Genomic DNA, 13930 nt, shown 5'->3' on the forward strand with positions numbered 1-13930 from the left:
GCTCACGTTTTCTCTGAGTAGCCGCGGCAGAGCGCCCACAGCTCGGTGTATTTGTTGAAAGTATACTGGGCATTCACTACCGCGAGTAACCAGCCCTGCTTACCGTCCAGCACGCCACCACGCAGCAGCAGCGTTTTCAGAAACGCACCCAGCGTGTGGGTGAAGATACCCGTCAGCGAGGCCTTCTTGCCGCGCTGGTGACGCTCCTGCGCCCATGCGGTGGCATAGTTGAGCTGCTTTTGCTGGAAGCTGGCGAAATCACGGCAGGTCAGGTGCAGCAAATCGCCCGTCAGGGGGATGACCTGGGCGCTGTCGCAGGTCAGGGATTCATGGACCAGATTGTCGTTGTACTGATAGCGCTCGCGCTCGTAGAGGCGCATCACGCGGTCAGGATACCAGCCGCTGTAGCGCATGAAGCGGCCAAGGAAGTAGTTGCGGCGGGCGATGCTGTATACGGTGCCAGGCTTGGGCGAGGAAAGCACCGCCTGGATGGCTTGCTGAAGCTCCGGCGTGATGCGTTCGTCGGTATCGAGCATCAACACGTAATCACCGGTGGCATACCCCTGCGCGCGCTGGCGCTGGATGCCATAGCCTTGCCAGTCAGTATTGGTAAAGACTTTTGCGCCCGCTGCCCGGGCAACGTCCACCGTGTTGTCCGTGCTTCCGGAGTCGAGAATGACGATCTCGTCAGCCCAGGCGACGGAGGCCAGGCAGTCCGGAAGCAGGTCGGCGGCGTTTTTGGCGATCATGACGACCGACAGACGCGTAGACATTAGTGGCTCCGCTGAGGCAGATAAGGTTGCAGAAGCTGCAGCAGACGGGTGAGTGCGCCCTGATTCTGGTGCAGCACTTCGACGGCGTGGCGACCGTACCACAGGCGGTAATCTTCGTCCGTCAGAAGGGTCGATACCTCTTTGACGACCGAGTCCGCATCGGTCACGGTAATTAAACCATCGGCCTGCTGTAATTTCGCGCAGATATCTTTGAAGTTAAACGTGTGTGGCCCCATCAGCACAGGAATGGCGTGGGCTGCCGGCTCCAGCGGGTTATGGCCTCCGCGTTCCACCAGGCTTCCGCCAACAAAGGCGAGGTCAGCAATGCCGTAGAGCAGCATCAGTTCGCCCATCGTATCGCCAATCACCACCTGGGTACTGCCGGAAGGGATCTCTCCGCTGCTGCGCAGAGTGAAGCTGAAGCCGCCTTTCTGCACCATTTCGCGGGCATCTTTAAAACGTTCCGGATGACGAGGCACGAGGATCAGCAGTAAATCAGGGAATTTTTCCAGCAGCTTGCGGTGCGCCTGCAGGATAATTGCCTCTTCACCCTCATGAGTACTGGTGGCAATCCAGACCTGACGACGCGGAGCCCACTGGCGGCGCAGCGTGATGGCGCGGGCGGCCAGTTCAGGGGTAACGGAAATATCGAATTTCAGACTGCCGGTTACGGCAAGCTGGTTGCGCTTCAGGCCCAGAGAGATAAAGCGTGCCGCGTCTTCTTCATTCTGCGCAGCAATCAGCGTGATTTTGCTCAGCAGGCGGCGCATAAATTTACCCAGCTTGCCGTAGCCTTTCGCCGAGCGCTCTGACAGGCGCGCGTTGGCAATCACCAGCGGAATTTTACGGGCGTGCAGAGCGGAAATCATGTTCGGCCACAGCTCGGTTTCCATCACGATCACCAGCTTCGGGCGAACGGTGTTCAGGAAACGATTCATGGCGCAGGGCAGATCGTAAGGGAGGTAGACGTGATGAACGTCTTTACCAAACGCGGATAACGCGCGCTCTGAGCCGGTTGGCGTCATGGTGGTGACGGTAATTGGCAGAGACGGGTAGCGATGGCGCAGAGCGCGAACCAGCGGGATCGCCGCCAGCGTTTCACCAACAGAAACGGAATGCAGCAAAATACCGTCCGGCGCGACTTTATTGCGGCAAAAGCCATAGCGTTCAGCCCAGCGTTTACGATACGCAGGCGCTTTACGGCTACGAAGCAACAGTCTCAGCCACACCAGTGGCTGAATGATATAGAGCAGGGCGGTATACAACAATTCCAAGCGATTATCCGTCTTTTTAGTTTCGGCGGGCAAATTCTAAGCATTTAAGCCAGGTAAAGCTATCTCTTATGCCAGATACCGTTTTAAACGGAAGTAGCGTCGGCCCAGGCGCCAGCGCAAACGCGGGCTTTTGGCACTTTTCCAGATAAGCTTCCAGATCCCGGTGTCGAAGAACTCTTTGATAATCATTGTCTTCTTTGCCTCATCCTTCATGTTGTCGAAGGTATGAATGATTCCCAACCCCTCTTTGGCGATTTGCCAGTAGCAGGCGGGGATATTTTTCACTTTATCCGGGTAACGCTGGTTAATGGCATCAAGCATCTGCAGGATTTTCATGTAGTGGCGCGCGGAGCGAATCAGCGTGTCGTCATTATCCGGCGTGTGCGATACCGAGGCAGAGTGAATGTAGTAGTCATAAAAGCGTTCGCTGGTGTACTGAACGCGCTCTGCGGCAAGCAGCACCTCGGTGGTCCACGGGATATCCTGATGGCGCAGGCCGGGTTCGAAATGGAAACGGTGTTTACGAATAAAATCGTGGCGATAAATATTAAGCCAGGTCACGTGCAGGAACTTACGTGAATCCAGCGCCATCTTCAGCCATGCCGGGCCCGTCATGACGCCCGTCGAGGCGAGTTTATCCTCAGGGAAGATAGGGCGAGAAGGTTTCCTGTCATTTTCCCAGACATAGTTGCCGTTGCAGGTGGCGACATCCAGATCCTGCGTAACGGCCATATCCAGCAGACGCTGGTACATGCCAGGTTTGAAGACGTCATCAATATCCGGGAAAGAGAGATACTGACCGGTTGCAACGGCCAGGCCGGTATTACGCGCGATGGAAACACCCTGGTTATGCTGTTCAATCACCTGTATCTGCGGCAGTTTTTCACGCCAGCTTTCGACGATCTGCATCGAGCGGTCAGTCGAGCCGTCATTGACAATGATGACTTCCATGCTGTCGATGCGTTGATTCACAAGGCAGGTAAAGAACTGATCCAGAAAAGCTTCGCCGTTATAAACGGCAACCACCACGCTTAACATTGGCGCTGAATTTTGCATAAGAAACCTGATTATTTTTGATTGTCGACCAAAGCAATGTACTGCTGGCAGATGGCATTGATACCGAACGATGCAATCGTTGCATCGCCAACGACCGGCGGGGCGGTATAAATATCTACCAGGGTTTTTGCCAGTGACGCGTCATTTAACTCTGCCAGCCCGCGCGTTAAGGCGCCGGTGAGGATTTCTGCGGGGCCACCCGGACAATTGGTACTGACCGGTGGCGTCTGGCAGATAATGGATTCCACCAGCACATTACCAAAACCTTCGCAGTCAGAACTTAACACTAAGAGGCGTGCACCTTTTATCCAGGGGTAGGGGTTAGCGTCGAACGGACGGAAAACCGTTTTGTTTTCAATACCCAAATCGCGGGCAAGCTGCTTAAGTTTTTGAATTTTGGCTTCGGAGCCATTGCCCATCATGACAAGCGTAGTGTCAAGCTGACTCTGTGCGAACGCGCGTAAAAGGCGGTCGTGGCGTTTGTGTTCATGGAAGCGGCCAACATGGATGATGTAATCCTTCCCTTGCATCTCGAAGGGGGCATCCGCCAGACGCTGAATCTCAGGGATATCAAAAGGATTATGGATAACCGCTTTACGCCGGAGTTTGAGAGCCAGCGTCTCGGAAAGATCTTTCAACACGGCGCCTGAGACGGCGACAACGTTTCGGTTTTCGTAGGTATGACGAATTTTAAGATGCTTAAACCAGCGCGAAAGCCCGCTGCGGTGTCGGAGATAAGAGAAAGAGAACATGCCGTGCACGCAGAACCAGACTTTATCACGTTCCAGCGCGCGGCAGTGCGCCACAATGCGGTCCGTTTTGTGCAGATGAGAGAACACAACGTCAAATTTTCCGCTGCGCTCAGCCCGCTCAATTGCCTGATCCAGCAGGCGGGCGCGGCGTGGGATCTCCGTCAGCTTTCGCCACGGTTTTTTGCAGGTATCCTGAACCACCTGATAATCAATGCCTTCCGGGATGGCGTAATCACACACTTTCCGCAGAGAGAAAAGAGAGACCTGATGCCCCATTTCCATTAATCCGCTGGAAAGTGTAAGAACTGTTTTTTCAGCTCCCCCACCGGGTAAACCATCAATAATCATTAGGATACGCATTTTTAATCCAGTAATTTTTGATAAAGCGAAATAAGCTGACTTGACAGTTTTTCGGGGGTGGCGCTTTTTACGCGTTCACGTGCCGCTTGCCCCATCGTGTTATTTTTTCCCAGAGAAGGGGTGGCTGCAATTGCCTCCTTCAATGTGTCGATATCCAGGGCGTCACAATAAAATCCGTTCTGGCCTTGCTGAATAAATTCAGCGCCACCGCAGCTCTCTGAAGTAATGACGGGCAAGCCGCAGGCCATCGCTTCAAGAATGACGTTCGGAAACGGATCATACAGCGTTGGCAACAGTAAACCATCGGATAGCTGATAAAAAGGCAGAGTTTCTTTCTGCATCCCCAGGAAACGGATTTGCCCTTCGCAGCCTAAGGAGCGGGCGAGGTCACGATAACGATGTTCTGCTTTATCCTGTCCAACCACAATCAGCCAGGCTGGCGTTCCTGCGATAGCGCGTATGGCGCTGGCCAATCCTTTTCGTTCAAATCCCGACCCTACAAAACAGAACACCACGGCATCGGCTGGCAAACCAAATTGCTGACGCAGCGCGGCACGCTGTGCTTCCTGGGCTGGAATGAAGCGGCTGGAATCAATTGAATTATAAATCACATGTATTTTTTTTGCGTCAATATCAAAGTCTTCGACGATTTCGCGTTTGATCATCTCCGCATTACAGATAACCGCCTTCAGCTCTGGGGCCTGGTACATTTCTCGTTCGGCTTGCATCACGTAGCGGTGATAGCGATCGAACATCAGCATCTGCGCGCGCCAGGCGGGCAGAATGCGCGCACGCTGCAGCAGCCAGCGGCGATGGACGCCATCTCCAGCGCGGTAGATATCGCAGCCCGGGATACGCTCATGGCTTTGCACAATATCAAACTGCTGTTGTTGCCACAGCGCGCGGGCGGCATGGGCAAAACCGCGTTCGCGGCTGATGCGGCCCCATTTACGCGGGTCGCAAATATGGATATGCCAGTCGTCCTGCTTTTCGCCCTGCCATTCACGCGTAATGACGTTGAGTTCAAGATTCTGGTTGCTCAGCGCGGTGAGAGCACGTGAAACGAAGCGCTCCGCCCCGCCATCAGGGCGATACTTTTGGCGAACAATCGCCAGGCGATGGTGTTTCATGACAGATATCTCCTTGCAGCGGAGACGACAGCATCAGCAGGAATGGCGTCGAGATAACGTTCTTTCGTTTTGGTATCAATGGCGTCGGGATCGGGAAGGGGGCCGTAGTCGCCCGCCCAGATGACTTCACCGTTGACTTGCCATGGAGACCAAAACGTCAGTTTGGAAGGGCCAAACAGCGCCACGCAGGGCGTCTGCAGCGCGGCGGCCATATGCATCGGCACGGAGTCAACGCCAATAAAAAGACACGCGTGATCGATAAGCGAGGCCAGCTGGCGCAACGTTAGCTGTCCCGCCAGCGAGACGACCCCCGTCTTCGGTGAGGCGGCGAGAATGCGATCGATCATCGCCAGCTCTTTTTTATCCGGCCCGGCCGTGAGGACGACGGTATGCCCATCCTGCTGCAGCGCGGTGATGGTTTGCGCCATTTTGCTCTCATCCCAGCATTTGAAGAACCAGCGTGACGTCGGCTGGATGACGATGTAGTTATCGCCCACTCCTTTTTGCACCAGCTGCTGGCGGGCGTGGTGCCAGTCTTTTGCGCTGTAGGCCATGGTAACCGCCGGCTTAGGCGCGACCTGTAATGGCGACAGAATGGAGAGATTTTGTTCGACGGTGTGCAGGGATTTGTGCTTTGCAACAGAGACTAATTCGCTATGGCAGAAACGCCAGAATGGATTGTTGCGTTTGTTAAAGGCGAATCCGAGGCGAACCGGCGCACCGGTGAAGCGGGTGACGATAGCGCTACGCCACTGATCGGCAAGATTAATCACCAGATGATAATGTTGCTTTCGTAACGCGCAGAGCAATTGCCACTCCTTTTGGAGGTGCTTTAGCGTGCCCAGCTGCTTCCATTTACGATCGATTCCATAAATAGTGCCAATCGCCGGATGGGCGGCGAGCATATCGCGCGTTTCTTCATACAACAGCACGTCAATTTGCGCCTGCGGCCATTTTTGACGTAACGAATCAATGACGGGAGTGGTCAATAACATATCGCCATGATGGCGGAGTTTGATCAGTAAAATGCGCAAATCAGGCGTGTCAGGTAAGTTATTCATCATCATCTTATCGGCGTTGTACTGTTGGCAATTCTAATAGACCTGGTAGCGACTTGCACTCTTTCTCCATAATCTCAGGAATTTCCCAGGGAGGCTTTACTCAGGCTTTGGTGAGTGCGTAACATAGCGCTAACTTCCCTGTCATGCGGACTCATTATGAAAAAACCAGCGTTTATCATCACGATTGATACTGAGGGCGATAATCTCTGGCAGAATCACCGCGTCATTAAAACGGAAAACGCGCGCTATCTGGCCCGCTTTCAGACCCTTTGTGAACGTTTTGGTTTTAAGCCCGTATGGCTGACAAACTATGAGATGGCAATTGAGCCCGTTTTCATTGAGTTCGCCAGGGACGTGATTGCTCGCGGGCAGGGGGAGGTGGGAATGCACCTTCACGCATGGAATAGCCCGCCTGAGCACGATCTCACGGGAGATGACTGGCGCTGGCAGCCGTATCTGATTGAATTTTCAGACGAGGTGATGCGTGAGAAAGTGCTGTTCATGACCCGTCTGCTGGAAGAGACATTCCAGACCAAAATGCTGAGCCACCGCGCCGGGCGCTGGGCATTTGATAGCCGCTATGCAAAATTGCTCGTTGAACTGGGCTACCAGGTTGATTGCTCCGTGACGCCGCGCGTGAACTGGCGCAACGCGAAAGGTGCCCCGCAGGGTAATGGCGGAACGGACTATCAGCATTTCCCCGACCACGCCTATTTTATGGATTTAGATACTCTTTCCCGGGCGGGCAATAGCCCATTGCTGGAAGTGCCGATGAGCATTCAGTATAAACATCCGGCCTGGTTGAACACGATCAAACAGGGGTACGATCGTCTTCGCGGGAAATACCGTTCGCCCTCCGTGAACTGGCTACGACCGACGGGTGGAAATGCGCCGCAGATGATTCAGGTCGCGCAGCAATGCTTGTCTCAGGGGAATGACTACATGGAGTTTATGCTTCACTCGTCTGAATTTATGCCGGGTGGAAGCCCTACGTTTAAAGATGAGGCGGCGATTGAAGGGTTGTATCAGGATCTGGAAGTGCTCTTTAGTTGGTTATCCGATAAGACGGTTGGGATGACGCTGGCGGAATTTTATCAGTACAAGAAAAAATAATGCCCGCATGGCGGGCATTATCGCTTATTGACGTTGTCTGGTTTGCGAGAGCGGAGTGCTCAGGGCAAACACGGTAACAAAGAATATTAAGGCTTCTGAGCTCAATAGAATGACGTCCGTCAGACCATAGAGTAATAAAAGAAGCATCGTTGTCAGCAGCAGACCATTTCGGTTTTTAAGTGCGTAAGCGATCATCGAAACGAAGAAAAAGAGCAATATCGCCAGACCCGGAAGCCCTTGCAGAGAGTATTTTTCGATAAATTCATTGTGTAAATGCACTCTGATAAACTCGAGTGCGGCGGCGAGATGTGGATGCCCATGTTGCACATATTGCTTTGTCCATACTTCGCGGTCTTCGACTGACTGCCCCAGCGGGTGTGCAAGTCCGTTCTGAATACCAATTGTCCACATGGAAAAACGCGCTCCGAGTGACGTTGCGTCATGTCCCTGCTGGTAGCTTTCCAGTTCCATCTGCGTTTGGACTATTTTTGGCGAAATCAATGGCTTGTAGCTAACGATAATAATACCCGCCACAATGCATAAAAAAATCAGCGTTGATTTTAGGTGAATTCTTCTGAAGTGGTAGAGCGTGAGCACAATCGCCAGAAGCAAATACAGCCCCATTGCGGCACGTGTACCTGTTAAAAGAATGACGAAATAAGATATTAAGACGATGAGCCCTGCAGCAACATACAGCTTTATATTTTTTTGCAGATAAAGGCTGTATACAAACGCCAGTGACAGTACAGAGTAAACATAGGCTGATACGGTCGCACGATTTATGGCCATCTCGATACGCCCCATACCTTGCGATGCCTGCCATAAGCCATAGCCAGTGGCAAGTACAAACCCCGCGCCAGAGGCGTATAAGAAATATTTCTGAAAGGATGCTTTATCGATGTAAGACTTAAACCGATCAAGATAGAAAACGAGAATACTCGCTAAAATCAGCTTCTTACTGGCACCAAGATAATCGCTATAAGCGTTTAAACCTTCGCTATGATATTCATACACCATATACCAGACAAGATTGAGTAGCCCAATCAGCAAAATGGGTAACGCGATAGAAAAGGGACGCAGCGTAATTTTTTTATATTCGCAAGCTAAACCGATAATGCTGGCATAAACCGCGATGTAGAAAAATTCTCGTTGTTTACCTGAGCTCAGCAGCGACAGCGCCAGCGAAATGAGGCTCAAAATCAGTGCCAGCTGATAGAGCCGCAGTTTTACTTTTTCCATAATGCCTCAATGACCCTTTTTTTGTAGCTGAAACGTACATCTCTGGAGAAGAAAAAAGAGAAAGAATAAAGTGATTTCACCCGCTGCTTAACCAGCTTGAGCTGCACATCGGTCAGGTGTTGTCGGTGATTACTGTAAATATCAAACCAATGGCAATTAACAAGATGCTTAAATGATGGCGGGAATGTTTTTTCCATCTGTAATGTGCATTCAACCAGCGTAGCGATTTTACTGGCGTCAAGACGGCTCGACAAACTGCCGCTGCGTTTGATGTAATAATAGTGCCCCTGGCGCTGATAGACGATTTTACGCGATTGCATCAGCATGCCGGGAAATACCGCGAAATCTTCATAGCAGACCATAGAAGGGATCGGGTTGGTTGCGTACAGCCTGCGGTGTACGAATTGCCCGATGAGGTGCGCCTGAAAATCTTTGTGCTGTAAGAAACGTTTTATTGCATCATTCTGAGATAATGAGACGGGAGTGAATCCCTGCCAGGCGGAGGTGATTTTCCGCATATCACGAATTTCCAGCAGGCGCGTCAGCAACATATCAGGACGCTCTGCTTTCAGGAAGGCGACGGCATCCCGGATGCTACCCGGCTTCAACAGATCGTCGCTATCCAGCATCGTGATGTATTCGCCTGACGCCAGCGAGACTGCGCTATTTCGAACATGTCCTACGTTACGGTACTCAACGTAATGGGATTGCGCATGCGGAAGCTTTGGCAACCACGTCTCAATAATACCCTGTGTGGAATCACCGGAACCGTCATTAAAGATAATGACTTCGACATCATCGCCTGCATTCTCAATCGCGTTTTGCAGGTTTTCCAGCGTGGCGTGAAGCGTGTTTTCAGCGTTGTGTGCGGCAATAATGATGCTGAGAAAAGCCATAGTAATTAGTTTCCCTGCGCATCAAGGGCGGTATTTGCTGTTGGCAGTCCGCAAATGAAATGTTTGAGTTCGTCCAGCGATTCGTCTGTTACCGCGAAGAGTTCTTCCCGGCTTTGTGAGAAGTAATATCGTGTTTCAAAAACATACGAGCATATATTGGCATCGTTGCCAATCAGCAACACGTTGCCAAGCGGGCGTTGCTCATAGTGGCAGCACGGTCCGAACAATAAGACGACCGGCACGCCAACCGCATCGGCAATATAGACATTCCCCGAATCGGACGCGATATAACAATCCATCTTAGAAATGGCCCACGGAAGCTCTTCCAGCGAGATCTTGCCAATCAGATTAATAAAGTTGGGCAGCTCACCATAAGCCCGGGTGATATCGTCCATCCACGACTGTTCATTCGGGGCGCCAAAGACATAAAACTCGCATGGCAGGTCTGCCAGACGATCGGCAATTTGCTTCCAGATGACCGGCGGAACGGTTTTCGCTTTATTTCCTGCGGCGATGCTGATGCCAATGCGGATCGCACCTGGTTTATCAAGGATCGCCGGGTAAGTCGCGGGTTTAAACAGTGGCTTTGTGGCGTGCTTGGGAGAGTCTTGCCAGGTCAGCGCACGATCCGCCAGCTTAAGATAGTTCGTGACGGACAGCGTCTTCTTTTCGTGCTTAACCGTACCATCGGCCGTTGCATAGAAAATCCCGTGATACCACCTGCGCGTATAAGTGCTTAAAAATTGTTTGTTTTTGGCATTGCATACGGAGGCGAAAAAGAGATTCACGCTGTTAGGCTGCAGCAGGTATACGTTGTCATAGCGGTTCATAATCCTGCAGGCAAAGCGAAGCTTTCGCCACAGGTTACGCTTTTGCTGCTCGATAAAAAAAATCTCGTCGATAGTCTCATCATGTTTCGCCAGCGCACCCACGCTGCGGCTGATCAGCACGTCGCTTTTTTGCAGCCAGGCCAGAAGAGGCGTAGCATTAACAAAATCGCCGATTTTAGCTGTTTGAATGACCAGGTTTTTACCTGTCTCCTTGCGAAACAGCTTCCGGAGAAGCTTCACCGGAAAGAGTAAAATCAGCAGAAATACGTAACTCATGGGTTAAATATCCCTGTTGGAAAGCCAGCGGCTGCCCTGTAAAAATGAAAAAATCGCATCTGCGCTGATATCCTTCGTTTGCTGAGTCGGGCTGACCATCTGATGCTGGTTTTTGCCATAGCCTCCGATCAGGCCGGGATCGGTCGGGCCAAAAAGGGTGATATTTGGACGATCCAGCGCCGCGGTTAAATGGCTTAAACCCGTATCCACGGAAACAACGGCGTTAGCGCCTGCCAGCTCTGCGGCAACCTGCGCCAGCGTGAGTTTGGGTAAAACCTCAACGTGGGTAAAGCCTGCTGCCAGACGCTCCGCACGCTGCCGTTCATGCTCAGCGCCCCACGGGAGTTTAATATGGATACCGGAGGGTTGCATTAGTTCAATCAGCCTTCGCCAGTGCGTTTCCGGCCAGTGCTTATCGTCACGCGTTGTGGCATGCAGGAAGACAAGATAAGGCTGAGCACAGGGATCTGTATTGCGCAAAAAGTGCTGTGCAATGGCATAGTCGCCCTGGGTTTCCGGTTTCGCATAGCCGAGGCTTTTTGCGAACAGCTCGCGGGTGCGTTCCACGGCGTGCTGCTGTTTTGCGATGTGGTGGCGGCGGTTATAGAACAGGCTCGCCAGCGGTTCGCGGGCGGTGTGCCAGTCCATGCCGTGCTTTACGCCGTGCGCCAGACGCGTGACCAGCGCGGCGCTTTTCACCAGCCCCTGGGCGTCGATGATTGCGTCGTAGCGCTGCGCCTGCACCGTTTCACGGAAGGCTTTACGCTCGGCTTTAATCGGCGCGGAGAACCACGCTTTGCGCCAGCGGCGAATCGCGACCGGGATCACGCGGTCAACCGCTTCATGCCAGGTGGGGATCTGCGCGAAGCCTTCTTCCACCACCCAGTCAAAACGGATGCCGGGGATGGCCCGCATAGCGTCCGTCAGCGACGGCAGCGTATGCAGAACATCGCCCATTGAGGAGGTTTTAACGATCAATACCCGCATCCGTTATCCTTCTTCGCTCAACAGCAGTTCGTTGAGCTCTTCGAGAACGCGCTGCGGGGTAATATCGATCAGGCTCTGATGGTAGCCTTCTGCGGCATCGCCCTTGCGTACCTTGTGGTAGCCGGTGATCAGGCGGATGACGCGCGCTTTGTGCGACAAGGGCGGGGTGAAGTCCGGGCTGCTTGGGCCATACAGCGCGACCAGCGGACGGTCCAGTGCGGCGGCGACGTGCATCAGGCCAGAGTCATTGCTGACCACGGCTTTACAGGCGGCAATCAGGATAACCGCCTGTTCAAGCTGCGTTTCTCCTGCCAGGTTGCGGCACCAGGCCTGTTGTTCATTGCTCAGCGTGGCGAGTATTTCGTTGCCCGCCTCGTGGTCCTTCGCCGAGCCAAACAGCACAATCTGGTAGCCTTCGTCGATCAGCTGTTTCGCCAGTTCGGCGTAGTGGTAGTGCGGCCAGCGCTTTGCCGGACCAAATTCCGCGCCAGGGCAGAAGCCAATCATCGGGCGTTCAGACGAAATGCCAAACGCGTTGCAGGTGTGGGATTTCTCCCCGTCGTTAACCTGAAGCTGCGGCCACAGCAGCGGCTGCGGCAGGTCTTTCGCGCTGCGCATCACGCCTTTGTCGTAGGCCAGCGCCACGTAGCGCTCCACCATCAGCGGCCAGGCCTCTTTATCCAGCACCCGGGCGTCGTTCAGCAGGCCGTAGCGCATTTCACCTCGCCAGCCGGTACGGTGCGGGATACCCGCAAAGAAAGGCACCAGGGCGGATTTGAAGGAGTTTGGCAGCACGTACGCGCGATCGTAGCGCTTCTCGCGTAGGCTGTGGCCGAGTTTGCGGCGCTCGCCGATTTCCAGCGCCCCGTGGCCAAGCGGCATCGGGATCGCCTCGTTCACTTCCGGCATGCGCAATAGCAGCGGACGGCACCATGCAGGTGCCATCACGTCGATTATCGCCTGGGGATAACGCGCCTTGAGCGTGCGATAAAGACTTTGCGACATCATCATGTCGCCCACCCAGGACGGGCCGATCACCAGAATCTTCATACTTATGCGTCGCGGTTCAGCCAGGCCATGTATTCCGTTACGCCTTCGGCAACGGTCTTGAACGGCTTGTCGTAGCCTGCGGCGCGCAGGTTGGTCAGGTCTGCCTGCGTGAACGCCTGATAGCGGCCTTTCAGTTTGTCCGGGAACGGAATGTACTCGATGCTGCCTTTTTTGTGGTACGCCAGCGTCGCGTCAGCCACTGCCTGGAAGGATTCCGCGCGGCCTGTGCCCAGGTTGAAGATGCCGGACACGCCGTTTTCCCAGAACCACAGGTTCACGGCTGCTACGTCGCCCACGTAAACGAAGTCGCGCTTGAAGCCGTCGCTGCCTTCAAACAGTTTCGGGCTTTCGCCGTTATTCAGCTGGGTATTCAGGTGGAACGCCACGCTCGCCATGCTGCCTTTGTGGCCTTCGCGCGGTCCGTAGACGTTGAAGTAGCGGAAGCCGACGATCTGGGAGTTCGCTTCAGGCAGGATCTGACGCACGTACTCGTCGAAGAGGAACTTGGAGTAGCCGTAGACGTTCAGCGGCTGCTCGTACTCGCGGGACTCGATGAAGTCCGAGGTACGACCGCCATAGGTTGCCGCCGAGGAGGCATACAGGAACGGAATTTCACGCTCCAGGCAGTAGTGCAGAAGCTCTTTGGAGTACTGATAGTTGTTGTCCATCATGTACTTGCCGTCCCACTCTGTGGTGGATGAGCACGCACCTTCGTGGAAGATGGCTTCGATCTCGCCGAACTCTTCACCTGCCATAATCTGGATAAGGAAGTCTTCTTTATCCATGTAGTCAGCGATGTTCAGATCCACCAGGTTAACAAACTTGGTGCCGTCTTTCAGGTTGTCCACCACCAGGATGTCGGTGATGCCTTTGTCATTGAGGGCCTTGATAATATTGCTGCCGATAAAGCCCGCGCCGCCGGTAACGATGATCATAACTGTAACCTTTGAAGTGTGGAGCCCGGGGCCAATCCCGGACGCTAATGTTCATATCATATCATTAGTATGGCGACCCTTCAGCCATTCACCGATATGCAGCAGGGTTACACGTGATTTATGCTGCAAAAACGAGAAGAGATACTGCGTCATCTCGTCATGAACTATAGGTTTGGGTAATATGTGCCGAAATTTGCC

The 13930-nt window shown here is 53.4% G+C and carries 13 protein-coding genes; 1 reads left to right on the forward strand and 12 read right to left on the reverse strand.

Translation table 11 applies throughout. The features are described 5' to 3' along the window. Window positions 1–2: 2 nt before the first annotated feature. The 6 genes from HBM95_00665 to rfaQ form a co-directional block, all read right to left on the reverse strand. A complete protein-coding gene (locus HBM95_00665; protein ID NIH41465.1) occupies window positions 3–773 on the reverse strand; it encodes a glycosyltransferase family 2 protein in 771 nt (256 codons plus the stop codon). Further along, a complete protein-coding gene (waaA, locus tag HBM95_00670; GenBank protein ID NIH41466.1) occupies window positions 773–2047 on the reverse strand; it encodes a 3-deoxy-D-manno-octulosonic acid transferase in 1275 nt (424 codons plus the stop codon). The genes HBM95_00665 and waaA overlap by 1 nt, the downstream gene beginning before the upstream one ends. Before the next feature lie 66 nt (window positions 2048–2113). Then, a complete protein-coding gene (locus HBM95_00675; GenBank protein NIH41467.1) occupies window positions 2114–3103 on the reverse strand; it encodes a glycosyltransferase in 990 nt (329 codons plus the stop codon). Between the two features lie 11 nt (window positions 3104–3114). Beyond that, on the reverse strand, window positions 3115–4215 hold the full coding sequence (locus HBM95_00680) for a glycosyltransferase (GenBank protein ID NIH41468.1): 1101 nt from the start codon (window positions 4213–4215) through the stop codon (window positions 3115–3117). Window positions 4216–4217: 2 nt separating this feature from the next. Further along, on the reverse strand, window positions 4218–5345 hold the full coding sequence (locus HBM95_00685; protein NIH41469.1) for a glycosyltransferase family 4 protein: 1128 nt from the start codon (window positions 5343–5345) through the stop codon (window positions 4218–4220). Then, a complete protein-coding gene (gene rfaQ / locus HBM95_00690; protein NIH41470.1) occupies window positions 5342–6412 on the reverse strand; it encodes a putative lipopolysaccharide heptosyltransferase III in 1071 nt (356 codons plus the stop codon). Before rfaQ ends, HBM95_00685 begins: the two co-directional genes overlap by 4 nt. 150 nt (window positions 6413–6562) lie before the next feature. On the opposite strand from rfaQ, the gene HBM95_00695 reads away from it, so the two are divergent. Then, on the forward strand, window positions 6563–7519 hold the full coding sequence (locus HBM95_00695) for a deacetylase (protein ID NIH41471.1): 957 nt from the start codon (window positions 6563–6565) through the stop codon (window positions 7517–7519). A gap of 24 nt (window positions 7520–7543) precedes the next feature. On the opposite strand, the gene HBM95_00700 is transcribed toward HBM95_00695, so the two are convergent. From HBM95_00700 to rfaD, 6 genes are read right to left on the reverse strand one after another with little or no spacing between them, the layout of a single operon-like run. Further along, window positions 7544–8758, reverse strand: a complete 1215-nt coding sequence (locus tag HBM95_00700) for an O-antigen ligase family protein (GenBank protein ID NIH41472.1) — start codon at window positions 8756–8758, stop codon at window positions 7544–7546. Continuing rightward, window positions 8746–9654: a glycosyltransferase family 2 protein gene (locus HBM95_00705; GenBank protein ID NIH41473.1), complete on the reverse strand. Its 909-nt coding sequence runs from the start codon at window positions 9652–9654 to the stop codon at window positions 8746–8748. Before HBM95_00705 ends, HBM95_00700 begins: the two co-directional genes overlap by 13 nt. Window positions 9655–9659: 5 nt before the next feature. Then, a complete protein-coding gene (locus tag HBM95_00710; protein ID NIH41474.1) occupies window positions 9660–10760 on the reverse strand; it encodes a glycosyltransferase family 9 protein in 1101 nt (366 codons plus the stop codon). Window positions 10761–10763: 3 nt separating this feature from the next. Next, on the reverse strand, window positions 10764–11747 hold the full coding sequence (gene rfaC, locus HBM95_00715; GenBank protein NIH41475.1) for a lipopolysaccharide heptosyltransferase RfaC: 984 nt from the start codon (window positions 11745–11747) through the stop codon (window positions 10764–10766). A 3-nt stretch (window positions 11748–11750) separates the two neighbouring features. Further along, window positions 11751–12797 carry an ADP-heptose--LPS heptosyltransferase RfaF gene (gene rfaF, locus HBM95_00720; protein ID NIH41476.1) on the reverse strand — a complete coding sequence of 349 codons (1047 nt, stop codon included), beginning with the start codon at window positions 12795–12797 and terminating at the stop codon, window positions 11751–11753. 2 nt (window positions 12798–12799) lie between these two features. Next, window positions 12800–13732 carry an ADP-glyceromanno-heptose 6-epimerase gene (rfaD, locus tag HBM95_00725; protein ID NIH41477.1) on the reverse strand — a complete coding sequence of 311 codons (933 nt, stop codon included), beginning with the start codon at window positions 13730–13732 and terminating at the stop codon, window positions 12800–12802. Between the last annotated feature and the right edge of the window lie 198 nt (window positions 13733–13930).

It is taken from the genome of Enterobacter asburiae (assembly GCA_011754535.1).
Lineage (GTDB): Bacteria > Pseudomonadota > Gammaproteobacteria > Enterobacterales > Enterobacteriaceae > Enterobacter > Enterobacter cloacae_N.

Coding starts and splice junctions, on each gene's coding strand:
- HBM95_00710 (NIH41474.1), bottom strand. CDS start 10,760: ATGAGTTACGTATTTCTGCTGATTTTACTCTTTCCGGTGAAGCTTCTC.
- HBM95_00695 (NIH41471.1), top strand. CDS start 6,563: ATGAAAAAACCAGCGTTTATCATCACGATTGATACTGAGGGCGATAAT.
- HBM95_00685 (NIH41469.1), bottom strand. CDS start 5,345: ATGAAACACCATCGCCTGGCGATTGTTCGCCAAAAGTATCGCCCTGAT.
- rfaC (NIH41475.1), bottom strand. CDS start 11,747: ATGCGGGTATTGATCGTTAAAACCTCCTCAATGGGCGATGTTCTGCAT.
- HBM95_00680 (NIH41468.1), bottom strand. CDS start 4,215: ATGCGTATCCTAATGATTATTGATGGTTTACCCGGTGGGGGAGCTGAA.
- HBM95_00700 (NIH41472.1), bottom strand. CDS start 8,758: ATGGAAAAAGTAAAACTGCGGCTCTATCAGCTGGCACTGATTTTGAGC.
- rfaD (NIH41477.1), bottom strand. CDS start 13,732: ATGATCATCGTTACCGGCGGCGCGGGCTTTATCGGCAGCAATATTATC.
- HBM95_00675 (NIH41467.1), bottom strand. CDS start 3,103: ATGCAAAATTCAGCGCCAATGTTAAGCGTGGTGGTTGCCGTTTATAAC.
- HBM95_00705 (NIH41473.1), bottom strand. CDS start 9,654: ATGGCTTTTCTCAGCATCATTATTGCCGCACACAACGCTGAAAACACG.
- rfaF (NIH41476.1), bottom strand. CDS start 12,797: ATGAAGATTCTGGTGATCGGCCCGTCCTGGGTGGGCGACATGATGATG.
- HBM95_00665 (NIH41465.1), bottom strand. CDS start 773: ATGTCTACGCGTCTGTCGGTCGTCATGATCGCCAAAAACGCCGCCGAC.
- rfaQ (NIH41470.1), bottom strand. CDS start 6,412: ATGATGATGAATAACTTACCTGACACGCCTGATTTGCGCATTTTACTG.